At 71.7% G+C, this 22180-nt stretch carries 15 protein-coding genes and 1 pseudogene; 8 read left to right on the top strand and 8 right to left on the bottom strand.

Features of this window, described 5'->3' with window-relative positions:
• Positions 1-237 (bottom strand): annotated as a pseudogene (locus V6U90_RS23415) (hypothetical protein); the annotation flags it as partial.
• 376 nt (positions 238-613) lie between these two features.
• Here V6U90_RS23415 and glgX point away from each other — a divergent pair.
• From glgX to treZ, 3 genes are read left to right on the top strand one after another with little or no spacing between them, the layout of a single operon-like run.
• Positions 614-2731, top strand: a complete 2118-nt coding sequence (gene glgX / locus V6U90_RS23410; RefSeq protein ID WP_334440510.1) for a glycogen debranching protein GlgX — start codon at positions 614-616, stop codon at positions 2729-2731.
• A gap of 1 nt (position 2732) precedes the next feature.
• A complete protein-coding gene (treY, locus tag V6U90_RS23405) occupies positions 2733-5108 on the top strand; it encodes a malto-oligosyltrehalose synthase (RefSeq protein WP_334440504.1) in 2376 nt (791 codons plus the stop codon).
• Positions 5105-6838 carry a malto-oligosyltrehalose trehalohydrolase gene (gene treZ / locus V6U90_RS23400; protein WP_334440501.1) on the top strand — a complete coding sequence of 578 codons (1734 nt, stop codon included), beginning with the start codon at positions 5105-5107 and terminating at the stop codon, positions 6836-6838. The genes treY and treZ overlap by 4 nt, the downstream gene beginning before the upstream one ends.
• Positions 6839-6897: 59 nt before the next feature.
• On the opposite strand, the gene V6U90_RS23395 is transcribed toward treZ, so the two are convergent.
• Positions 6898-8376, bottom strand: coding sequence for a glutamate--cysteine ligase (locus V6U90_RS23395; RefSeq protein ID WP_334440499.1), 1479 nt, complete (start codon positions 8374-8376; stop codon positions 6898-6900).
• Positions 8377-8559: 183 nt separating this feature from the next.
• Between V6U90_RS23395 and V6U90_RS23390 the strand changes: the two genes are divergently transcribed.
• Positions 8560-8907: a DUF3817 domain-containing protein gene (locus tag V6U90_RS23390; protein ID WP_334440497.1), complete on the top strand. Its 348-nt coding sequence runs from the start codon at positions 8560-8562 to the stop codon at positions 8905-8907.
• 127 nt (positions 8908-9034) lie between these two features.
• Here V6U90_RS23390 and V6U90_RS23385 read toward each other — a convergent pair whose 3' ends face one another.
• Complete coding sequence (locus V6U90_RS23385) at positions 9035-9577, bottom strand: hypothetical protein (protein WP_334440495.1); 543 nt, start codon at positions 9575-9577, stop codon at positions 9035-9037.
• Between the two features lie 175 nt (positions 9578-9752).
• Between V6U90_RS23385 and V6U90_RS23380 the strand changes: the two genes are divergently transcribed.
• The 4 genes from V6U90_RS23380 to V6U90_RS23365 all read left to right on the top strand — a co-directional run bounded on the left by V6U90_RS23380 (position 9753) and on the right by V6U90_RS23365 (position 15970).
• Positions 9753-10877, top strand: a complete 1125-nt coding sequence (locus V6U90_RS23380) for a baeRF2 domain-containing protein (RefSeq protein ID WP_334440493.1) — start codon at positions 9753-9755, stop codon at positions 10875-10877.
• On the top strand, positions 10870-12678 hold the full coding sequence (locus tag V6U90_RS23375) for a thiamine pyrophosphate-binding protein (protein ID WP_334440491.1): 1809 nt from the start codon (positions 10870-10872) through the stop codon (positions 12676-12678). Before V6U90_RS23380 ends, V6U90_RS23375 begins: the two co-directional genes overlap by 8 nt.
• A gap of 260 nt (positions 12679-12938) precedes the next feature.
• Positions 12939-14348: a hypothetical protein gene (locus V6U90_RS23370; protein WP_334440488.1), complete on the top strand. Its 1410-nt coding sequence runs from the start codon at positions 12939-12941 to the stop codon at positions 14346-14348.
• Positions 14349-14608: 260 nt separating this feature from the next.
• Complete coding sequence (locus V6U90_RS23365; protein ID WP_334440484.1) at positions 14609-15970, top strand: SigB/SigF/SigG family RNA polymerase sigma factor; 1362 nt, start codon at positions 14609-14611, stop codon at positions 15968-15970.
• Positions 15971-16173: 203 nt separating this feature from the next.
• Here the strand turns inward: V6U90_RS23365 and ctaD are convergent, their stop codons facing one another.
• The 5 genes from ctaD to V6U90_RS23340 all read right to left on the bottom strand — a co-directional run bounded on the left by ctaD (position 16174) and on the right by V6U90_RS23340 (position 22012).
• The gene (gene ctaD, locus V6U90_RS23360; protein WP_334440481.1) at positions 16174-18195 is read right to left on the bottom strand and encodes an aa3-type cytochrome oxidase subunit I; all 2022 of its coding nucleotides are present in this window, start codon (positions 18193-18195) and stop codon (positions 16174-16176) included.
• A gap of 223 nt (positions 18196-18418) precedes the next feature.
• Positions 18419-19060 (bottom strand): STAS domain-containing protein, encoded by a 642-nt coding sequence (locus V6U90_RS23355; RefSeq protein WP_334440478.1) that lies wholly within the window; start codon positions 19058-19060, stop codon positions 18419-18421.
• Between the two features lie 86 nt (positions 19061-19146).
• Positions 19147-19614, bottom strand: coding sequence for a DUF4383 domain-containing protein (locus V6U90_RS23350; protein WP_334440474.1), 468 nt, complete (start codon positions 19612-19614; stop codon positions 19147-19149).
• A gap of 162 nt (positions 19615-19776) precedes the next feature.
• Positions 19777-20937: a glycosyltransferase gene (locus V6U90_RS23345; protein ID WP_334440471.1), complete on the bottom strand. Its 1161-nt coding sequence runs from the start codon at positions 20935-20937 to the stop codon at positions 19777-19779.
• A 91-nt stretch (positions 20938-21028) separates the two neighbouring features.
• Complete coding sequence (locus V6U90_RS23340) at positions 21029-22012, bottom strand: glucosyl-3-phosphoglycerate synthase (protein ID WP_442933654.1); 984 nt, start codon at positions 22010-22012, stop codon at positions 21029-21031.
• Positions 22013-22180: the final 168 nt, after the last annotated feature.

Genomic DNA, 22180 nt, shown 5'->3' with positions numbered 1-22180 from the left:
GGCGTGCACGTGCCGGCCGAGGCCGCCCACGAGCACCGGCGGGTACTCCCAGGACAGCATCAGGATCCGGCGACGGGCCGGGCCGTGCCCGCTGCCGGCGGGCGGGGGGCAACCGGCGCCGGTGCTCGGGTGCTGCTGCGGGAGGCGGAAGGTAGGGCTGGGCCGGCAGGACCGGTCCGGGGTGATCGAGGGGTTCGTGAGCTGCTCGCCGACCCGCAGGGTCACTTCTAACTCCATCCATGCATGGGTGGTCATGCCGGCACCGGTGGCGGCAGGAGGAAAAGCGGAAGGTGGCCGAAAGCCGATCGGGAAACCGGTGCGGACCGCACCCCACTACTAGCAAAAGGCACATCGGGGCGGACCGCATCCTGAAAAGAGCGAAGGTGACCGAAGACACCGGAAGCTCCAGGTCGGCTCAGGTGGTTGGATAGCGGTAGGGACCCGATCGGGTGGATTGAGCCGACCGGCGGTGGGGCAATACCGGCGTGCGCGTCGAGCGTCGCTGACCATTCGACGCGCGTCGATCGCGTGCCGGCGTCGGTTCCGGGCCCGAGCGGCCGTGACCGGCGTCGCACGTGTTCGACCAGGACATCCGTCCATGCTGAGGAGCACCATGCAGGTCTGGCCCGGTGACCGGTATCCGTTGGGGGCGACCTACGACGGCACGGGTACCAATTTCGCGATCTTCTCGGAGGTCGCCGAGTCCGTCGAGCTGTGCCTGTTCGACGAGTGGGACACCGGCGCCGAGCGGCGGATCACCCTGCAGGAGGTCGACGCCTACGTCTGGCACGGCTACCTGCCCGGGGTCGAGCCCGGTCAGCGGTACGGCTACCGAATCCACGGCCCGTACGACCCGGCGAACGGGCCGCGCTGCAACCCGCACAAGCTGCTGCTGGACCCGTACGCCAAGGCGGTCGACGGGGACGTCCAGTGGGACCCGGCGGTGTACGGCTACGAGCTGGGCGACCCGGAGCGGATGTCGGAGACCGACTCGGCGCCGTTCATGCCGAAGTCGGTGGTGGTCAACCCGTACTTCGACTGGGGCAACGACAAGCCACCCCGCCGGCCGTACCACCACTCGGTGATCTACGAGGCGCACGTGAAGGGGCTGACCCGACGGCACCCGGGGATCCCCGAGGAGCTGCGCGGCACGTACGCCGGCATCGCCCACCCGGTGATGATCGAGTACCTGACCTCGCTCGGCGTCACCGCGCTGGAGCTGATGCCGGTGCACCAGTTCGTGCACGACCACCGGCTGGCCGATCTGGGCATGCGCAACTACTGGGGCTACAACACCATCGGCTTCTTCGCCCCGTACCACGGCTACTCGGCGATGGGCCGGGTCGGTCAGCAGGTCGGCGAGTTCCGGGGGATGGTCAAGGCGCTGCACGCCGCCGGCATCGAGGTGATCCTCGACGTGGTCTACAACCACACCGCCGAGGGCAACCACCTGGGCCCCACGCTCGGTTTCAAGGGCGTCGACAACGCCAGCTACTACCGGCTGTCCGAGGAGGACCGGCGTTACTACGTCGACTACACCGGTACCGGCAACAGCCTGAACGTCCGCAGCCCGCACTCCCTCCAACTGATCATGGACTCGCTGCGGTACTGGGTGCAGGAGATGCACGTCGACGGGTTCCGTTTCGACCTCGCTGCCACCCTGGCGCGGGAGTTCTACGAGGTGGACCGCCTCTCCACCTTCTTCGAGGTGGTCCAGCAGGACCCGGTGGTCAGCCAGGTCAAGCTGATCGCCGAGCCGTGGGACGTCGGCCCCGGCGGCTACCAGGTCGGCAACTTCCCGCCCGTGTGGACCGAGTGGAACGGCAAGTACCGGGACACCGTGCGGGACTTCTGGCGCGGTGAACCGGCCACGCTGGCCGAGTTCGCCTCCCGGATCTCCGGTTCCGCCGACCTCTACCAGGACGACGGGCGACGGCCGTTCCACAGCATCAACTTCGTCACCTGCCACGACGGCTTCACCCTCAACGACCTGGTGTCGTACAACGACAAGCACAACGAGGCCAACGGGGAGTCCAACCGGGACGGGGAGGGCCACAACCGGTCCTGGAACTGCGGGGTGGAGGGGCCCACCGACGACCCCGACGTGGGTGCCCTGCGCGCCCGCCAGCGGCGCAACTTCCTGGCCACCCTGATGCTGTCGCAGGGCGTACCGATGATCGGTCACGGCGACGAACTGGGCCGTACCCAGCACGGCAACAACAACGCCTACTGCCAGGACAGTGAGCTTGCCTGGATCGACTGGGACAACACCGACGACGGGCTGCTGGCGTTCGTCCGTACCCTGACCGCGTTCCGGGCCCGGCACCAGGTGTTCCGCCGCCGCCGCTTCTTCACCGGCCTGCCGGTGCGCGGCCGAACGGCCGACGGCCCCCTGCCCGACCTGGCCTGGTACACGCCGGATGGCCGGGAGATGACCGGCGAGGACTGGGGCAACGAGTTCGGTCGGGCGGTCACCCTCTTCGTCAACGGCGACGGCATCCGGGAACGCGGCCAGTACGGCCAGCGCCACCAGGACGACTCCTACCTGCTCTGCTTCAACGCCCACGACGCGCCGCTGGAGTTCACCCTGCCCGGCGAAGAGTACGGCCCGAGGTGGACGTCTGTGATCAGCACCGCCGACCCGGAGCCGGACAAGCCGGTGGTGGTGGCCGCCGGGGGCACCGTCGTGGTGCCGGACCGCGCGCTGGTGGTGCTGGAGAGGACGGCCTGACGTGGCGGACGTGACGCCGGGAGGCTCGCCGGAACGCGGGCGGCCGGTGGCCGTCCGCTCCACCTACCGGATGCAGGTACGGCCCGACTTCGACCTGGCCACCACCGCCGGTCTCGCCGGCTACCTCGCCGACCTCGGGGTGACCCACCTGTACAGCGCACCGTTGCTGGCCGCCACGCCCGGCTCGGCGCACGGCTACGACGTGGTGGACCACTCCCGGGTCAACCCGGAACTCGGTGGCGAGGAGGGCCGGCGGCGGCTGGTCACCGCGCTGCGCGCGGCCGGCCTGGGCCTGGTCGTGGACATCGTGCCCAACCACGTCGGGGTGGCCGTCCCGGCCGCCAACCCGGCCTGGTGGGACGTGCTGCGCCGGGGACGCGGGTCGGCGTACGCCGACTGGTTCGACGTCGACTGGGACGCCGGCCGGCTGAAGCTGCCGGTCCTCGCCGACGACCCGGCCGCCGTCGACGACCTCACGGTCGTCGACGGTGAACTTCGCTACCACGGGCACCGCTTCCCGGTCGCCGACGGCACCGGCTCCGGGACCGCCCGCGAGGTGCACGACCGGCAGCACTACGAGCTGGTCTCCTGGCGGCGCGGCGACGTTGAGCTGACGTACCGGCGGTTCTTCGCCGTCTCCGACCTGGCCGGCCTGCGGGTGGAGGATCCGGCGGTCTTCGCCGCCACCCACGCCGAGATCCTCCGCTGGGTCGACGCCGGTGACGTCGAAGGCATCCGGGTCGACCACCCGGACGGGTTGCGCGACCCCGCCGGATACCTGGCCCGGCTGCGCGCCGCCGCGCCCGGGGTGTGGCTGCTGGTGGAGAAGATCCTGGAGTACGGCGAGCAGCTGCCGGACTGGCCCGTCGACGGCACCACCGGCTACGACGCGCTGGCCGAGGTCTGCGGACTCTTCGTCGACAGCCGCACCGAGGCGGCGTTCACCGCCCTGGACACCCGGCTCACCGGCCGGGTCACCTCCTGGCCGGAGCTGATCCACGCCACCAAGCTGGCCGCCGCCACCGGGCTGCTCGCCGCCGAGCTGTCCCGGCTGGCCCGGCTGGTTCCCGAGGCCGACCACGGGCAGGTCCGCGCCGCCCTGGCCGAGCTGGCCGCCTGCTTCCCGGTGTACCGGGGCTACCCGCCGGAGGGGGCCGGGCACCTGGCGAAGGCCCGCGTCGAGGCCGGCCGGCGTCGACCGGACCTCACCGGCACGCTGGACGTGGTCACCGCCCGGCTGGGTGACCCCGGCGACGACCTGGCCACCCGGTTCGCCCAGCTCTCCGGGGCGGTGATGGCCAAGGGCGTCGAGGACACCGCCTACTACCGGTGGACCCGGTTCGTCGCGCTCAACGAGGTCGGCGGCAGTCCGGCCCACTTCGGGGTGCCGCCGGCCGAGTTCCACGGCGCCGCCTCCGCCCGGCTGCGGCGGTGGCCGGCCGGCATGACCAGCCTCTCCACCCACGACACCAAGCGCGGCGAGGACGTCCGGGCCCGGCTCGCCGTCCTGTCCGAGCTGCCGCAGCGGTGGGCCGACCAGGTCGGGCAGTGGATGGGGTACGCCCCGCTGCCCGACCCGGCCTTCGCCCACCTGCTCTGGCAGACCGTCGTCGGTGCCTGGCCGATCGAACGGGACCGGTTGCACGCGTACGTGCAGAAGGCGGCCCGGGAGGCGGACGACGCCACCAGTTGGGCGCAGCCGGACCCGGTCTTCGAGGCCGCCCTGCACGCCGTGGTCGACCGGATCTACGACGACCCGACGCTGTACGCCGGGATCACCGAGTTCGTCGCGGAGATCGCCCCGGCCGGCTGGTCCAACTCGCTGGGGCAGAAGCTGGTCCAGCTCACCATGCCCGGGGTGCCGGACGTCTACCAGGGCACCGAGCTGTGGGAGAACTCGCTGGTCGACCCGGACAACCGGCGCCCAGTCGACTTCGGCGTACGCCGGGAACTGCTGGACCGGATCGACGCCGGTTGGCGGCCCCCGGTGGACGGCACCGGCGCGGCGAAGCTGCTGGTCGTCTCCCGGGCCCTGCGGCTGCGCCGGGACGCTCCACGGCTGTTCACCGGCTACCGCCCGGTACCGGTCGACGGGCCGGCCGCCGACCATGCGGTCGCCTTCGACTCCGGTGGAGCGGTGACCGTGGCGACCCGGCTTCCGGTCGGGCTGACCGGCCGGGGCGGATGGGGTAACTCGGCCCTGTCGCTTCCCGTTAACGAAGTGACAGAGTTGTTCACCGGACGGGTCTACAGTGGCGACCGGGTACCCCTGGCTGACCTGCTGGATCACTATCCGGTGGCACTCCTCACCCCAAACCACCCGCGCGGAGGCGTCATGACCCTGGGTAGCGGCGGACACCGGAGCGCCGCGTCATGACCGGGTTCACGGTCTGGGCTCCGCAGGCGCGTCGGGTCCGGCTGCGCCTGACCGGTAGACCGGACCGGGAGATGACCCGGGAGAGCGGCGGCTGGTGGCGGTCGGACGTACCGGGCACCGGCCCGGGTACCGACTACGCCTATCTGCTCGACGACGACGACCAACCGCTGCCGGATCCCCGCTCGGCCTGGCAACCGGCGGGGGTGCACGGGCCGAGCCGGCGCTACGACCATGACGCGTTCGCCTGGACCGACCGCGCCTGGACCGGTCGGGCGCTGCCCGGCAGCGTCCTCTACGAGCTGCACGTCGGCACGTTCACCCCGCAGGGCACCTTCGACTCCGCGATCGAGCGGCTCGACCATCTGGTCGACCTGGGCGTCGACATGATCGAGCTGCTGCCGGTCAACGCCTTCAACGGGGAGCACAACTGGGGCTACGACGGGGTCTGCTGGTTCGCCCCGCACCAGCCGTACGGCGGCCCGGACGGCCTGAAACGCCTGGTCGATGCGGCCCACACGCGCGGACTGGGGCTGATCCTCGACGTCGTATACAACCACTTCGGCCCCTCGGGGGCCTACGCACCGCTCTTCGGCCCCTACCTGGCCGAGCAGAGCAACGCCTGGGGGCGTGCGGTCAACCTGGACGGCCCGGGCTCCGACGAGGTCCGCCGCTACATCACCGACAGCGTGCTGATGTGGCTGCGCGACTACCACGTCGACGGGCTGCGACTGGACGCGGTACACGCGTTCGTCGACTCCCGGGCCACCCCGTTGCTGGAGGAGTTGGCCGTCGAGGTGGAGACACTCGCCGCCGGCCTGGGCCGGCCGCTGTCGCTGATCGCCGAGTCCGACCTCAACGACCCCCGGCTGGTCACCCCGCGCGCGGCCGGCGGGCTGGGGCTGCACGCCCAGTGGAACGACGACGCCCACCACGCCCTGCACGCACTGCTCACCGGGGAGCGGCAGGGCTACTACGCCGACTTCGGCTCCCTGGAGTGCCTGGCCGACGTGCTCACCGGGGCGTTCTTCCACGCCGGCACCTGGTCCAGCTTCCGGCAGCGTACCCACGGCCGGCCGATCGACCGGCACCGCACGCCAGGGCACCGGTTCGTGGCCTCCCTGCAGAACCACGACCAGATCGGTAACCGGGCGCTCGGGGACCGGATCTCCGCCACGCTCTCCCCGGGGCTGCTGCGGGTCGGGGCGACCCTGCTGCTCACCGCCCCGTTCACCCCGATGCTGTTCATGGGGGAGGAGTGGGGGGCGCGTACCCCGTGGCAGTTCTTCACCAGCCACCCGGAGCCGGAGCTGGCCGCCGCCGTAGCCACCGGGCGGCGCCGGGAGTTCGCCGCGCACGGTTGGCCGGCCACCGATGTCCCCGATCCGCAGGATCCGCAGACCTTCGCCCGGTCCCGGCTGGACTGGGCCGAACTGGACAAGCCCGAACACCGCGAGATGCTCGCCTTCTACCGGCGGCTGATCGCGTTGCGGCGCCGCCGGCCGGATCTGACCGACGCCCGGTTGGACCTGGTCGACGTCCGCTACGGCGACCAGTTCGTGGTGGTCCGGCGGGGTCGCTGCCTGGTGGCGGCGAACCTGGCCGGCAAGCCGCAGCGGATCAACCTCTCCGGGGTGGTCCGCTCGGTGCTGCTGGCCACCTCGACCGGGGTGACGGTGATGCGGGACGGGATCGAGCTGCCCGCCGAGTCGGCCGCGATCGTCGAGGCCTGAGGGTAAGGAAGGGCCCCTTCCTATCGTTTTTGGTATAGGAAGGGGCCCTTCCTAACCGGTCAGGGCAGCGGCCACTCGTGGACCGGGCGGTTGCTGTGCATCAGGGTCACGTAGTGCCGGACCACCTCGCGCAGCGCCGCCGGCCGGTCCAGGTGGTCGCTGGCCTCGAACCGGTGCAGCGCCTCCACCTGCCAGCTCGCACCGTTGCGCCCGGTCAGGCAGCGCTGCTCGATCACCGTCAGCAGCCGGTCCCGTTCGTCGGGGTCCACCCCCCACCGGTCCAGCCCCTCGTACGCCAGCGGCAGCAGCCGGCGCAGCACCAGCTCGGTCACCGGGAGGTAGCCCAGACCGGGCCAGAAGACCTGTGCGTCGATGCCGTGCCGGGCGCAGCCGTAGAAGTTCTCCTCGGCGGCGCTGAACGACATCTGTGACCAGAGCGGCCGGTCCGACTCGGCGAGCGCCCGGACCAGGCCGAAGTAGAACGCCCCGTTGGCGATGGTGTCCAGCACGGTGGGCCCGGCCGGCAGCACCCGGTTCTCCACGCGCAGGTGCGGCCGGCCGCGCAGCACGTCGTAGACCGGCCGGTTCCAGCGGTAGACGGTGCCGTTGTGCAGGCGCAGCTCGGCCAGCTTCGGTACGTCCCCACCGGCCAGGGTCCGGGCCGGGTCCTCGTCGTCGCAGACCGGCAGCAGCGCCGGGAAGTAGCGGACGTTCTCCTCGAACAGGTCGAAGACGTTGGTGATCCACCGTTCCCCGAACCAGACCCGGGGGCGTACCCCCTGCGCCTTGATCTCCTCGGAACGGGTGTCGGTGGCCTGCTGGAACAGCGGTATCCGGGTCTCCGCCCACAGGTGGCGGCCGAACAGGAACGGGGCGTTCGCGCCGAGTGCGACCTGCACGCCGGCGATCGCCTGGGCGGCGTTCCAGTAGTCGGCGAACTGGGCCGGACTCACCTGGAGGTGGAACTGGGTGCTGGTGCAGGCCGCCTCGGGCAGGATGGTGTCGGCGGTGGTGGTGAGCCGTTCCACGCCGTTGATCGCGATCTGGAGGTCCTCCCCCCGGGCGGCGAAGATCTGCTCGTTGAGCAGTGCGTAACGTGGGTTCGCCGACAGGTTGGTCCCGCTCAGGTGTTCGGGCCGCAGGGTGGGCAGGATGCCGATCATCACCATGTGCGTGCCGACCGGGCGGGCCCGTTCCTCGGCCGCGTTGAGGCTGGCCCGGACGTGCTTTTCGAACTCGCCGGTACCGGTGCCGGCGAGCCGTCGGGGTGCCACGTTGATCTCCACGTTGAACTGGCCCAGTTCGGTCTGGAAGGCCGGGTCGGCGATGGCGGCGAGCACGTCCGCGTTGCGCATGGCCGGCATGAACCCGTCGTCCACGAGGTTGAGTTCGATCTCCAGGCCGGTCATCGGCCGGTCGACGTCGAACCGCGACTCGCGGAGCATCTCGGCGAACACGTCCAGGCAGCGGCGGACCTTCTCCCGGTACCGGGCTCGGTCCTCGCGCGTGAAGGTGCGCACCCCGACATCCTCGCCCATCTGTCACCATCCCGTCACGTCCTGGTCATTCCAACCTTGCACGGCCCGGGCGCCCGGGAAAGGGCCCACCGTCCTTTTGCCCAGAGCCGAAGGTGGTGATGCCCGTCCCGCTACTGGGCGCCGCTGCCGACTACCCCCTTGGCAGGGCATACCATGGCCAACCGGACAGACGAGGGGAGAACGATGGCTGCCAAGGTGACCAGACTATTCGTGCTGGCGGCGATCGCGGAGGCGATCTCCTGGGCCGCCCTGCTCGCCGGAATGGCGGTCAAGTACGGCCCGCCCGGCAACGAGTTGGGCGTGCAGGTGTTCGGCCCGATCCACGGCGCGCTCTTCGTCGCGTACGGTCTGCTGGTCCTGGCGGTCGCCCGGATCCACCGGTGGAGCCTGCTCGCCACCGGCGTGGCGCTGGCCTGTGCGGTCCCGCCCTTCGCCACCCTGATCTTCGAGCGCTGGGCCCGGCGCCGGGGCCTGCTCGGTCGTACCGAACCGGTGCCCACCGCCCGCGAGACCACCTCGCTGGCCGGTTGAGTGGTCGTCCCGTCGCGTCGCCGCGCCGGTTCCGGACGGGAACCGGCGCGGAGCGCTGTGCATCATGGAGACGGCGTCGCTGGCCGCCGGTCTCGGGCCGACGACATGTTCCTCGGCCCGGTGCAGGTCAGGTGAGCACGGTGCAGGCGCCGATCAGGCCGAGCAGGAGCACCCCGAGCATCGCCTGAAGTACCAACGGCGGGCCGAGATGCGACCAGACGGTCGGGACCCGGGGGGTGAGCAGTTGCCCGCTGGTGATGTTGACGATCCGCTCGATCCGGGGAGCCAGGTCCGGGTCCTTCTGCTGACGGACGGTGAGCTGGATGTGGTCCCCCGGGTGCAGGGCACTCTGTGGCAGGTGGCCGTGCAGTTCCAACTCGCAGATCCGGTTGTCGCCGTCGCGGACCTGCAACGGCGTCACCAGGTACTCCGGACCCTTCTTCAGATCCTTCCACTTCCGGCGACTGCCGGCGCCGGTACCCGCCCGTAGCACCGAGGTGACCAGCAGTCCGATCAGCCGGACCACCCCGGCGGCGGTGAGCACCGCCACCAGGATCGGCTGTCCCACCTTCAGCTCGCGGGAGTAGCCGTCCAGCAGCCGGACCACGCGTCCGGTGACGATCGGGCCGACCGGGCGGGTTCGCCGCCGCGGGTACAGCTCATTGCTCATCGCCTACCACCCAAAGTCCGCTCATCTTCACCGATCGTATCGACGGTAGGGGCATGAAGACGTGAATGAACCATTCATGGGCGTGGCGGGCGCGGCGGGTACGACCGATCGCCTGGTCAGGTGACATCCCCGGCGGCACGGGTATGCGGAGGGCCGAGCTGGAAGGGGGTCGACCATGCAGCTTTCGTTCCTGCGCCCGGTCTACGACCGTCCCGGACCGTGGTGCTCGGTCTATCTGGATGCCTCCCGGGACACCGAGGACGCCCACCCCGCGCTTGACCTGCGCTGGCGGGCGCTGAAGGGGCAGTTGATCGGCCAGGGCGCCGAGAAGGAGAGCGTCGACGCGCTCGACCGGTTGGTCCGGGGACACGACCCGATGCCGGGGGACTACGGGTTGGCCGCCTTTGCCACCCGGGGACGGGTGGTGCTCAGCGATTACCTCGCCGCGCCGCCGCCCAAGGACCTCGCCAGGTACAGCCCGCTGCCGCACACCATGCCACTGGTGGCGCAGCGGGGCGAACAGGTGGCGTGGGTCCGGGTACTGACCGACCGGGCCGACGCCGACGTGGAGTCGGTCAGCGCGGGCGGGGTACCCCGCCGGGCACACGTGAAGGGCCGGGAGACGTACCAGCTGAGCCGGGTCAACCCCGGCGGCTGGTCCCAGTCGCGTTACCAGCGGGCGGCGATGGAGGCCTGGCACCACAACACCGGTGACGCGGCGGCGGCGACCGCCGAGCTGGCCGACCGGATCGGCGCGGAGGTGGTGGTGGTCGCCGGGGATGTCCGGGCCACCGGGATGCTCGCCGCGCAACTGCCCAGCCGCTGGCAGGACAAGGTGGTCCGGACCGACGCGGGCAAGCGGGCCCGGGGCGCCGACCGGACCCTGCTGGACGACATCACCGTCCAGGTCGTCGCCGAGGCGGCCGAAGCGCACATCAGCGAGGCGCTGGACCGGTTCGGCATCCAGGAGGACATCGGTGGTGGGCTCGACGCGGTGGTCTCCGCACTGCAACGGGCCCAGGTCGACACGATGCTGATCGTTGACGACCCGTCCTCGACCGACCGGCTCTGGATCGGCCCCGAACCCACCCAGATCGCCTGCGACCCGCAGCTGCTCGCCGACCTGTCGGTGCCGGATCCGCAGCGGGTACGCGCCGACGACGCCCTGGTACGCGCGCTGGTCGGCACCGACGCGGAGGTCGCCGTCCTCGGCCGGGACGAGGCACCCGACCTGACCGACGGGGTCGGGGCGGTACTCCGCTACGCCGACGCTGCCACCCCGGGACGCGGCCGTGGCTGATTCCGCCCGGCCACCGCGGGACGCGGCCGGGGCGGAGCCGGCGCGGCGGGTGGCCGACCTGGTCGTGGAGCGGCTCCGGGCCTGGCACCTCCCCCGGGTCTTCGGTTGTCCCGGTTCGGCGATCGCGCCGATCGTCGACGCCCTCGTGGACGCCGGTGGCGACCCGGCGTTCGTGCCGGCCCGGCACGAGGAGACCGCCGCGTTCATGGCCACCGGGCACGCCAAGTACACCGGCGGGATCGGGGTCTGCCTGGCCAACCAGGGCCCCGGAGCGGTCCACCTGCTCAACGGCCTCTACGACGCCAAGCTGGACAGCAAGCCGGTGGTCGCGCTGATCGGGCAGGAGACCTCCAGCCCGCTCGGGCGGGCGCACGCCGAGATCGAGATCGGGCGACTGTTCAGCGACGTCTGCAACCAGTTCGTCCGTACCGTGCAGACCGTCGAGGAGGCGTCGGCACTGCTCGACCGGGCCATCCAGACCGCGGCGGCGACCCGGAGCCCCACCTGCCTGGTACTGCCCTACGAACTCCAGATCGCCCCGGTGCCCCTGCTGCCGGCGCAGGGCAGCGGGGCGCTGGTGGCCACCCCGGGACTGCCGCTGGCCCGGGTACTGCCGCACGATGCCGATCTCGGTGCTGCGGCGCAACTGCTCTCCTCCGGCCAGCGGGTGGCGGTCCTGGTCGGACAGGGCGGCTACGGTGCCGCCGAGGAGATCCAGGTACTGGCCGACCGGCTCGGTGCCGGGGTGGCCACGTCGCTGCTGGGCAAACCGGTGCTCGACGAGCGGCTGCCGTTCCACACCGGTGTCCTCGGTGAGGTGGGTGGTGACGCCAGTGCCCAGCTCATGGCCAGCTGCGACACCCTGCTGCTGGTGGGTACCAACGACCCGTGGACGGGGTACCTGCCGCCGCCGGGGCAGGCCCGGGTGGTGCAGATCGACATCGACGGGCGACGGGTGGGCAGCCGGTACCCGGTGGACGTACCGCTGATCGGAGACGCGGCCGAGACCCTGCGTGCGTTGATCGCCCGGATTCCTGACCGGCCCGGCCGGCAGTGGCGCCAGACGGTCGAACTGTCCGTGGACCGGTGGCGCGGCACCGCCGCCGAGCGTGCCGGGCAACCCGGGGAGCCGGTCAACCCGCGACTGCTCTTCCAGGAACTGTCACCCCGACTGCCCCGGGGCGCGGCGGTCGCCGTGGACGTCGGTTCGGTCACCTACTGGTACGCCCGGCACGTGCAACTGCCGCCCGGAGTCTCGGCGCACATCTGCGGCACCCTGGGCTCGGTCGGCTGTGCCCTGCCGTACGCGATCGCGGCGAAGCTGGCCGCGCCGGAACAACCGGTGATCGCCCTGCTCGGCGACGGCGCGATGCAGCTCACCGGACTGGCCGAGCTGATCACCGTGGCCCAGCACTGGCAACAGTGGCCCGATGCGAGGTTCGTGCTGCTGGTGCTGAACAACCGGGACCGCTCCGGGGTCGGGGACCACCGGGAGCGGCAGGCCCCGGAGGTCGCCGAGCGGCTGCCGGACGTGCCCTACGCCGGCTGGGCCCGCCTGCTCGGCCTGCACGGGCTGCGGGTGGACCGGCCGGAACTGGTCGGGCCGGCCTGGGAGGAGGCGCTGGCCGCGGACCGACCGGCCCTGATCGAGGCGGTGGTCGACCCGGTGGTGCCGCTGGATCCGCCGGAGCAGCCCTTCGCCGACCTGCGGGGCGTCCTCGCCGATGCCGACGCGGCCCGTCGGGTGCACGACCACGTGCTGCGTACCCACGTCACGGTGGACACCCGCGACCTCGGGTAGCCGGTCCCGGCCGGCGGTGCACCCGGTAGCCGGTCTCGGTCGGCGGTGCACCCGGTAGCCGGTCCCGGCCGGCGAGGTACGGGGTAGCCGGTCCGGCCCGGCGACGGCCGGAAGCACCCCGGTACGGCGGCGAACCGCCCCGGCGCGGCGAAGGGGAACGCTGTTCGGATTACCCGACCGTGGTGGTTGATGCCCCGTTTGAACCGCATCGGGGCGGGAAGCCGGGACGCGTGGCGAGCGAGCGGGGGAAGGTGGACGGGGTGCGGAGCACGCGGAATGGGGCGGTGACCGGCACCAGCCTCGCCGGGGAGCGGATCGTCGCGGCGGACAGTACCGCCCGGGTGCTGGTCGCGGTGACCGCCCGGGCGCTGCGCGACGCGGACTGCGCCGACCTCGGCCATCCGTGGGCGCTCACCCGGCTGCGCGGTGCCCCGGAGGCGGTGCGGCGGGCCGCCGTTGCCCGGGCCGCCGCGCGGGTCGCACTCCGCCCCGAGCAGGTCGACCGGGTCGATGCCGAAGGGGTCGCGCAGTGGTTGGTCGGGCAGTACCCGGAGCGGGACTACCCCGGGGTGCTGCTCGGCTCGCCGCACGGGGCGGCGGCGCATCTCGCGGTGGCCCTCGGAGTGCCCTGGCTGCCGGCCGCCTTCGAGGTGACCGCGCACTGGCCGCAGGGCGCGGTGCACGACCCGGTGGCGGCCCTGGCGCACGGTGCGCCGCTGGCCGCGCGACTGCGGTCCGCCAACCCGGACGTGCACGTCCGGCAGGTGCACTGTCCGGCCAGCCGGGGCGTGCTGGCCGGGGCGACGGTCTCCTTCGGGGTCCGCTGGCAGCGGCTGCCGGAGGCGTACGCCCGCTTTCTGGCCGAGCGGCTGGCGCCCGGCGCGCCGCTGCTCCTGCTCCGGGACGCCCGGACCTGGCCGGTACTGGACTCCGGGGCCGGGCACAGCTTCCAGGCCGGCTGCCCCGGTAGCGGCCTCGACCCGGTGGACTTCCACCCGGACAGTCGTACCCTGCGCCAGGTGCTGCGCTCGGCGGGCGCGGAGACCGACCGGTGGGAGACCCCTGCGGTCTCGTGCGCCCCCGGGTACGCCGAGCACGCGGTGGAGCCGGGCTTCGAGTTGAGCCTACGGGACTGGGCGCACCGGGGCGGCCGACCGCTGCACCGGGTGCTCTTCGGTGACCCGGACGCGCTCAGCGCGGCGACGGCGGATCTGTACCGGCGCTGGCTGCGCCGGGCCGGCAAGACGGGCGACCGGTGTGTGGTCGAGTGCGGGCGGCTGCTCGACCCGTGGCAGGTGGTCCGGGCGGGACTGGTGCCGTACTGGTGTGAGAATGCGACCCGGCGCAGTGTCGCCGGAGCGGAGTGGTGGCTGGCCGGCAGCGATCCGTTCAGTTCGGTGGACGTCCTGCCCGAGCCGCCGGGGATGCAGTCACCGGCACTGGCCGGGCTGCCCCAGTGGCTTGCGGTCGCCTCGTTCGGCCGGCTTCGTCGTGCCCTCGACCGGACCTGTGCCCGGGGCTTCCCGGTGAACGCGGTGCCGACCCGGCGGGCCACCGAGGTGCTCCGCGCCCAGCCCTGTGACCTGCCTGTCCCGCCGCCGATGCGGGTGACCGACGCCCTTGCCGCCCTCCGGGACAGCGGTACCCGCAAGAGTCTGCTGGTCTGCTGAGCGTCCATCGGCCGGTCCGGTCCGCCGCCGTCGAGTGGCGGCCATCGAAACATCCTCGCGAAAGTCCCTCTCCGTGGTTGAGTACCTACAGAGCGGGAACGCTGCGGGCTGTGATGGTGAAACCACCTTGGGTAACCAGACCCGGGCTGGCCCGATCAGCATCTCCGGTCACCTAATCGCTTCCGACCCGGCGCGCGGTACCACCGTGCCACAAACCGGTTCGTCACTCCGGGCGGGGGACCTTCCCAAGGGAGGCGTGGATGTTCGGACAGACCACCAGGGACAACACGGCCGTCACCGAGGCGGCCGGCACGGACACCAGGGCGGTTGACGACACCAGGGCCGTCGACGACACCAGCGCCGTTGCGGACACCGCAGCCGTTGCGGATGTCGTGGCCGTTACGGACCCCGGGGCCGTTACGGACGTCGTGGCCACCGGACCCGGGGCGGTCACCGACCCCGGGTCCGGTGCCGACGGTCCGACCGGACGGGACGTCGGCACGCCACCGGCCGCGCCACCGACCAACGACCGGGGTCTGGAGGATCTGGACGCCGCCGCGCTGGCGTACGCGGCCCGGATCGAGGGCCTGCCACCGGAGCGGCGCCAGGAGGCCCGTGACGACCTGGTGCGTTTCGCGTTGCCCTTCGCCGGTCGGCTGGCCCGCCGGTACCGTGGACGGGGCGAACCGCTGGAGGATCTGGAGCAGGTCGCCCGGCTCGGGCTGGTCAACGCGGTCGACCGCTACGACCCCGAGCGTGGCTCGTTCACCGCGTACGCGGCGATCACCATCGTCGGCGAGATCAAACGGCACTTCCGGGACCGGACCTGGGGCGTCCACGTGCCCCGTCGGTTGCGCGACCTGATCCTGGAGGTCGGTCAGGCCACCGCGGCGCTGACCAGCGAACTGTCCCGGGCCCCCACGGTCGCCGAACTGGCGCAACGCCTGGAGACCCCGGAGGAGGAGATCCTGGCCGCCCTGGAGTCCGCCGCCGGGTACAGCCCCGCCTCGCTCAACGCACCGGTCGGCGGGGAGAGCTCCGCCGAGTTCGGTGACCTGGTGGGGGAGTCGGACAACGACCTCGAATCGGTCGACGACCGGGTCACGGTCAGCGGACTGCTGCACCGGCTGCCCTGGCGGGAGCGGCGGATCCTGGCGATGCGGTTCTACGGCAACCAGACCCAGGCCGAGATCGCTGCCCGGTTCGGCATCTCCCAGATGCACGTCTCCCGGTTGCTGTCCCGGGCGCTGACCTGGCTGCGGCAGGCGATGCTCGCCGACACCCCGGCCCCCTGGCAGGCCGGTACGGCGGAACCGGACCAGAAGACCCGGGTCTCGGTCCGGCAGAACGGCGACCGGGTGGTCGTCGAGGTCGGTGGTGAGGTGGACCGGGACGGTGCCGACCAGCTCCGCCGGGCGATGATGGTGGCGGTCACCGGCCAGCCCAGCGAGGTCGTGGTCGACCTCACCGACGTCGGCGGGGTCGACGCGGGCGGCATCGCGGCACTGCTGGCCGGGCGGGACGCCGCCGCCCGCACCGGGGTTCCGTTGCGGCTGTCCCGGGCGAAGCCCGCAGTACGCCGCTCGCTCGCCGCAGCCGGGCTCCCGGCCCGACCGGACTGAACCCCGACCGGGACGGACTTCCGGCCGGCCGGACAGCCTCCCTCCTGTCGTCGGTCCCGGCCGACCACTGCTGGTCGGCCCGGGGCCCTATCCCGCACCAGCCTTCGATCAAAACCACCGACATCCCGGTCACCGGCCAGCCGGTGTCACACCAGCCGGGACCCGGGGCTAACCGCTGCTGCTCCTCGTCACCGGGCGCGGGCTCACCGCTGCTGCTCCTCGTCACCGGGTGCGGGGTCACCGGAGCTGTGCGGGTGCCGCCACCGCTCGCCCTCCTGCGGCGACGGCCGCCCGCCCGGCGTGTCCTCCTCCGGCGCGTCGGTGTGTTCGAAGGCGGGCCGGCGGACCTGCTCCGGCTCCGGTACCGCCACCGGCCGGGCCCCGGACTGGGGTGCCGGGTGGTGGGCCACCGCCTCGCCCGCCCCGTACGCGCCCTCGGCGCTCGGCGACTCCGGCAGCCGGTGCTCGGCGTGGAACTCCTCGGCCAGGTGCTGCGGCGGCTTGACGGTACGTTGCGGCAGGTCCCGGCCCAGGTCGGCGACGAGCGAACCGTACTTGGCGTCGAACGCCGGCCGCTCGGAGCGGATCCGGGGCATCCGGTCGAAGTTGCGCAACGGTGGCGGGCAGGTGGTGGCCCATTCCAGCGAGTTGCCGAAACCCCAGGGGTCGTCCACCGACGCCATCGCCCCGAACCGCCACGACTTCCACACGTTGTAGATGAAGAAGAGCGTGGAGGCGCCGAGGATGAACGCCGAAATGCTGGAGATCGTGTTCAGCACGGTGAACCCGTCGGTGGGCAGGTAGTTGGCGTACCGGCGGGGCATCCCCTCGCTGCCCAGCCAGTGCTGCACCAGGAAGGTGCCGTGGAAGCCGAGGAACATCGTCCAGAAGTGCGCCTTGCCGATCCGTTCGTCGAGCATCCGGCCGGTCATCTTCGGGAACCAGAAGTAGAAGCCGCCGAACAGGGCGAAGACCACCGTGCCGAACAGTACGTAGTGGAAGTGGGCCACCACGAAGTAGGTGTCGGTGACGTGGAAGTCCACCGGGGGACTCGCCAGCAGCACCCCGGTCAGGCCACCGAGCAGGAAGGTGACCAGGAAACCGATGGCGAAGAGCATCGGGGTCTCGAAGGTGATCTGTCCCTTCCACAGGGTGCCGATCCAGTTGAAGAACTTCACCCCGGTCGGTACCGCGATGAGGTAGCTGAGGATACTGAAGAACGGCAGCAGTACCTGGCCGGTAGAGAACATGTGGTGCGCCCAGACGCTCATCGACAGCACGGTGATCGCGAGCGTCGCCACGACCAGACCCTTGTAGCCGAAGATCGGCTTACGGGCGAAAACCGGGATGATCTCGGTGATGATCCCGAAGAACGGCAACGCGATGATGTAGACCTCGGGGTGGCCGAAGAACCAGAAGAGGTGCTGCCAGAGCATCGGCCCGCTCTGGGCGGCGACGAAGACGTGCGCGTCGAGCAGCCGATCGGCGGCCAGCGCCAGCAGTCCGGCGGCCAGCAGGGGGAACACCAGCAGCACCAGCACGCTGGTGAGCAGCATGTTCCAGGTGAAGATGGGCATCCGGAACATGGTCATGCCGGGTGCCCGCAGGGTCAGCACCGTGGTGATCAGGTTGACCGCGCCGAGAATGGTGCCCAGACCGGAGATCACCAGCCCGATCACCCACATGTTGGCGCCGACGCCGGGGCTGTGCTCGGCCCGGCTCAACGGTGTGTAGGCGGTCCAACCGAAGTCGGCCGAACCGCCGGGGGTGAAGAAACCGCCGACGACCAGCAGCCCGCCCATCAGGAACAACCAGTAGGCCAACGCGTTCAGCCGGGGGAACGACACGTCCGGCGCGCCGATCTGGATCGGTACCAGGAAATTGCCGAAGCCGAACGCCGCCGGGGTCGCGAAGAGCAGCAGCATCAGGGCGCCGTGCGAGGTGAACAGCTGGTTGTACTGCTCCGGGGAGAGCATCTGCATTCCCGGCCGGGCCAACTCGGCGCGCATCAGCATCGCCTGGATGCCGGCGATCAGGAAGAACACGAACGACGTGAACAGGTAGAGCAGCCCGATCTGCTTCGCGTCCGTGGTCCGCAGCAGACTGGTGATCTTGTTACCCGGCACCGCCATCCGGACCGCTCCGGGGAAGCCGCCGAAACGGGCCGGTGCGAGAAGGGCCGGCCCCCGGTCCCGGGCCGGCTCCGTGGTTACCCGTCTGGCCATCAGTGCTCACCCCGTCACGTCCGGTGGAAAGGACGGCGTGGGCTACCCGACCGAGGAGCGACGAAACCCGCCAGTCGGGTTAATTCCGGTCGCCGGCCACCGTACCGGGCAGGCCGCCCCGACCGTGGCCGAAAGGGTCAGCCGGCCGGCAGCATCGCCCAGACGACCTTGCGGTCCCCGGCGGTCAGGCTGCCCCAGCGCTGCGCCAGCTCCCGGACCAGCATCAGCCCGCGTCCCCCTCGGCGTGCGATCCTGGGGTGCGCGGGCGCACGGCGGTACCGCACCGGTCGGCCACGGCGAGGTGCAGGTACGGCGGGCGGAGGGTGAGCGTCACGTCCATCGGGGTACCGGCGTGCCGGACCACGTTGCCCACCAACTCGGTCAGTACCAGCGAGACCGGTCCCACCAGGTCCGGCAGGTTCCACCGCTCGCAGGCCTGGGCGGCCAGCTCACGGGCGCGGCGGCAGGCGCCGGCAACCGGCTCCAGTCGGGCCCACATCCGGGGCGCCGCGCTGCGGCGGGCCAGGCGCGTCGCCTCCGCGCAGTTACGGTGTACCGGGAGCGTCCGGCACGCGGTCGTCTCGGTCAGCCGCTGTGCGGTCTCGGTCGGTGGGTCGCAGAGCACCACGGGCACCGCCGGCCATTCGGCGGCCTGCCGGGCGGCGGCGGCGAACACGGACAGCGCCAGCGGGTCGGCGATCCGCAGCCCGGCGAGGTCCACGATCAGCGCGTCCGGCTGGGCCGTCAGGCACCGTTGCAGTACGCGATGGACCTGCCGGGTGGTGGTCAGATCGAGCGAACCGGCCACCCGGACCACCGTGACCGGTGGCTCGTCGTGCACCTGGCAGGTGATCCGGCTCGGCATGGGGTCCTCGTTTCCCGTCGCTGCTCGCCTGCGGAACTACCCCGGCTGGCCGTCGGCAAACCGGACGTGGCGGACGTCCCAGCAGCTCAGCGCCGTCGCCGTCGATGCCGGGTGGTGACCGCACCGAGGGCGATCATGCCTAGGCCGAGTACCAGGTGCAGCCAGTTGTCCGCGCCGTTGACCGGGATGAAGTTGGCCTCGCTGGCGGTGTCGACCACCAGCCCGTACAGCCAGAGCACCAGGTACACCGCGCCACCACCGATCAGGAAGGTCCGGGCTGCCGTGACGGTCCGTGACATGACCAGACCGGCGGCGCCGAAGAGCAGGTGCACGACGTTGTGCAGCACGGACACCTGGAACAGTCCGAACAGCTCCGCCCCGGAATGGTGGCCGGCGAAGGCCAGGTCACCGTAGTCACTGGTGATGCCGGGTACGAAGCCGAGCACACCGACCAGCAGGAAGACCACCCCGACGCCCGAGGCGGCCCGTCGTACCGGCGGGCGGTCGCCGGCCGGATTGTGCCGCCCCCGGGCGTTGGCCAGGGCTCCGACCATCGGCTCCTCCTCGTGCTCGACCGCCGTCCACCGCCGGACCGCCGTCCACCGCCGGCACCGCGTACCCAACTGTCACCCGACCAAACTGCGGTCGGGTGTAAGGAAGGGCCCCTTCTTATTGCTTTCGGTATAGGAAGGGGCCCTTCTTAACAGGTACCGAGTTCAGGCGGCAGCCGGAATCCGTGGCGCCCCGGCGAGTTGCCGAACCCGCTCGTAGAGCTGCACGTACTGCGTCGCCATCATCGACGGGGTGAACCGGGAGGCTGCCACCTGCCGGCACTCGGCCGGTTCCAGCAGGCTGGCCGCGAGCACCAGCTCGCCCAGCTCCTCCGCGTCGGTGGTGAGCAGCCCGGTCCGGCCGTGCTCGATCAGTTCCGGCAGGCAGCCCCGGGCCGTCGCCACCACCGGGGTACCCAGCGCCAGCGACTCGACCACCGCCGTACCGCCCGGCTCCTCCCACCGCAGCGGGAACAGCGCCACCCGCGCGGTGGCCACCAGGTCGTCCCGCTCGGCCCCGGCGACGGTACCGACCCAGCGCACCCGTTCCCCGTCCACGTGCGGGGCCACCTCGTCGAGGAAGAACCGGACATCCGGGTTCTGGCGTGCCTCGTCACCGGCCGCCGCCAGATCCTCCGGCCGGTGGTACGGCCCGACCGGGCCGGCGAGCACCAGCGGGAACCCGACCCGCTGGGCTAGTCGGGCGCCCACGTCCTGCCCCTTGCCGGGGTTGATCCGGCCGAGGATGACCGCATGGTCGCCCTTCTCCGGCTGCGGTGCCCGGTCGGCGTCGACCGCCAGCGGGGTGGCCAGGTGCACGTGGCCGACCGAGTGTTCCCGCAACGCCCGGGGCGCGCGGGCGAGCTGCGAGGCGGACACCCCGTTGACCCGTACCCGGTCCCCGCCGTCGAGGTGGCCGTAGAGCGCGGGGTGCTTGGCCAGGTCCCAGTGCAGGGTGTGCAGCGCCGGTGGCCCGTCCGGACCCATCGCGGCGAGGGTAGCCAGCCCGACCGCCTCCACGTGGTCGTGCACCAGGTCGATGTCGGTCCGCTCGCGCAGCGCCCGGACCACCCCGTTCAGGTGCGCCTGGGCGACCCCGCACACCTGGTTGTACGGGCGTTGCAGATTGGCGAACTGCCCGTCGTCGAAGACCGACAGTCGCTCCTCGACCGGCAGGGTGCTGGTGCCCACCGAGGCGAGCACCACCCGGACGCCGAGCCGGCGCAGTTCCGGTACCAGGGTGGCGATGACGTTCTCGATCCCGCCGTAACCCGGGGGCGGTACGGACAGCCACGGACCGGCGTTCATCAGGACGGTGAGGCTCATCGGTGCGGGTTCCTTCCCTCGGCGGTCGTGGTCGGGGCCGGGGTTAGGTCGGGCTTCATGCCGCGACCCGGGGCCGGGGGTATGTCGGGCTTCATGCCGCAACCTGACGGCGGGGTACGAGGTGCCGCAGTTCGGCCAGCGGCGGGCGTTCCTGGACCGACACGTCGGTGACCACGATCTCCCGGTCCAGGTTCGGCAGGCTGTCCGAGCCGCCCCGGCGGAACTGGGTCAGCAGACCGGCCGGTGGGACGTCGGTGGTGACCAGACCCCGGCGGCGCAGCCGCGACCAGGCGGTCAACATGATCTGTGCCGCCATCCGGCCCAGCGCCTCGGTGTCCTGGTGCCGGTGCTTGCGTTCGCCCAGATCGACCTGGGTGAGGGCGTCCAGACCGACCAGGTCGAGCAGGTCGATCAGCATGGCCGTCTCCACCCCGTAGCCGGACACGAAGGGAATCTGTTCCAGCACCGCCCGGCGGCCCGCGTACTCGCCGGCCAGGGGCTGCACGAAACCGGACAGCTCCGGCCAGAAAAGGTTGAGCAGGGGGCGGGCCATCAGTTCGGTCACCCGGCCGCCGCCGTCCGGTTCGATGCTCGCCGAGCCGACCAGCGGCCGGTGGTAGAAGCCCTTGACGAAGGTCACCGACGGGTCGGTGAGCAGCGGCCCCAGCAGGCCGGTGACGAAGTGCGGGCGGAACTCGCGCAGGTCGGCGTCGATGAAGGCGACAACGTCGCCCTCCGCGGCGGCCAGCCCGGCCCAGAGCGCGTCACCCTTGCCGGTCAGCCGGGGCAGCCCACGGGTCATCTCGTCCTGGCTGACCACGTACGCGCCGGCGGTGCGGGCCACCGTCGCGGTCCGGTCCGTCGACCGGGAGTCGACCACGATCAGCTGGTCGACCAGGGGCACCCGGTCCATCAGGTGCTCGCGGATGGTGGAGACGATCGCGCCGACCGTCGCCTCCTCGTTCCGGGCGGGCAGCACGATGCTGACCCGGCTGCCGGTTTTGGCCTGCAGAAGTCCCCGTGCACTCCACTGACCTGCCGAGTGGGTGCGGTAGGTGGCCCAGGCCTCCACCACAGGTGAGACAGTCGGTTCTAGGTGCCGCACCGGCACACCCCCCGTTCAGGAGTCGTAAGACAGCGGGTCTGCTTTTCCCACCGCTGGCCGAACGCTAACCGCATCCGTCCCGTCATCTTGATCTCCCGGTCCCGCGGGATGGTTCCCGTGGTGGAGGTTTGGTGGCGT

It is taken from the genome of Micromonospora sp. CPCC 206060 (genome assembly GCF_036906895.1).
Lineage (GTDB): Bacteria > Actinomycetota > Actinomycetes > Mycobacteriales > Micromonosporaceae > Micromonospora.
This window is presented reverse-complemented; position numbering and strand designations above follow the sequence as displayed.

Bases quoted from the DNA above. Each gene is read 5' to 3' on its own strand.
- V6U90_RS23395 (WP_334440499.1), bottom strand. From the start codon at position 8,376: ATGGGCGAGGATGTCGGGGTGCGCACCTTCACGCGCGAGGACCGAGCC.
- V6U90_RS23345 (WP_334440471.1), bottom strand. From the start codon at position 20,937: ATGAGCCTCACCGTCCTGATGAACGCCGGTCCGTGGCTGTCCGTACCG.
- glgX (WP_334440510.1), top strand. From the start codon at position 614: ATGCAGGTCTGGCCCGGTGACCGGTATCCGTTGGGGGCGACCTACGAC.
- treZ (WP_334440501.1), top strand. From the start codon at position 5,105: ATGACCGGGTTCACGGTCTGGGCTCCGCAGGCGCGTCGGGTCCGGCTG.
- V6U90_RS23350 (WP_334440474.1), bottom strand. From the start codon at position 19,614: ATGGTCGGAGCCCTGGCCAACGCCCGGGGGCGGCACAATCCGGCCGGC.
- V6U90_RS23385 (WP_334440495.1), bottom strand. From the start codon at position 9,577: ATGAGCAATGAGCTGTACCCGCGGCGGCGAACCCGCCCGGTCGGCCCG.
- V6U90_RS23380 (WP_334440493.1), top strand. From the start codon at position 9,753: ATGCAGCTTTCGTTCCTGCGCCCGGTCTACGACCGTCCCGGACCGTGG.
- V6U90_RS23355 (WP_334440478.1), bottom strand. From the start codon at position 19,060: ATGCCGAGCCGGATCACCTGCCAGGTGCACGACGAGCCACCGGTCACG.
- V6U90_RS23390 (WP_334440497.1), top strand. From the start codon at position 8,560: ATGGCTGCCAAGGTGACCAGACTATTCGTGCTGGCGGCGATCGCGGAG.
- ctaD (WP_334440481.1), bottom strand. From the start codon at position 18,195: ATGGCCAGACGGGTAACCACGGAGCCGGCCCGGGACCGGGGGCCGGCC.
- V6U90_RS23365 (WP_334440484.1), top strand. From the start codon at position 14,609: ATGTTCGGACAGACCACCAGGGACAACACGGCCGTCACCGAGGCGGCC.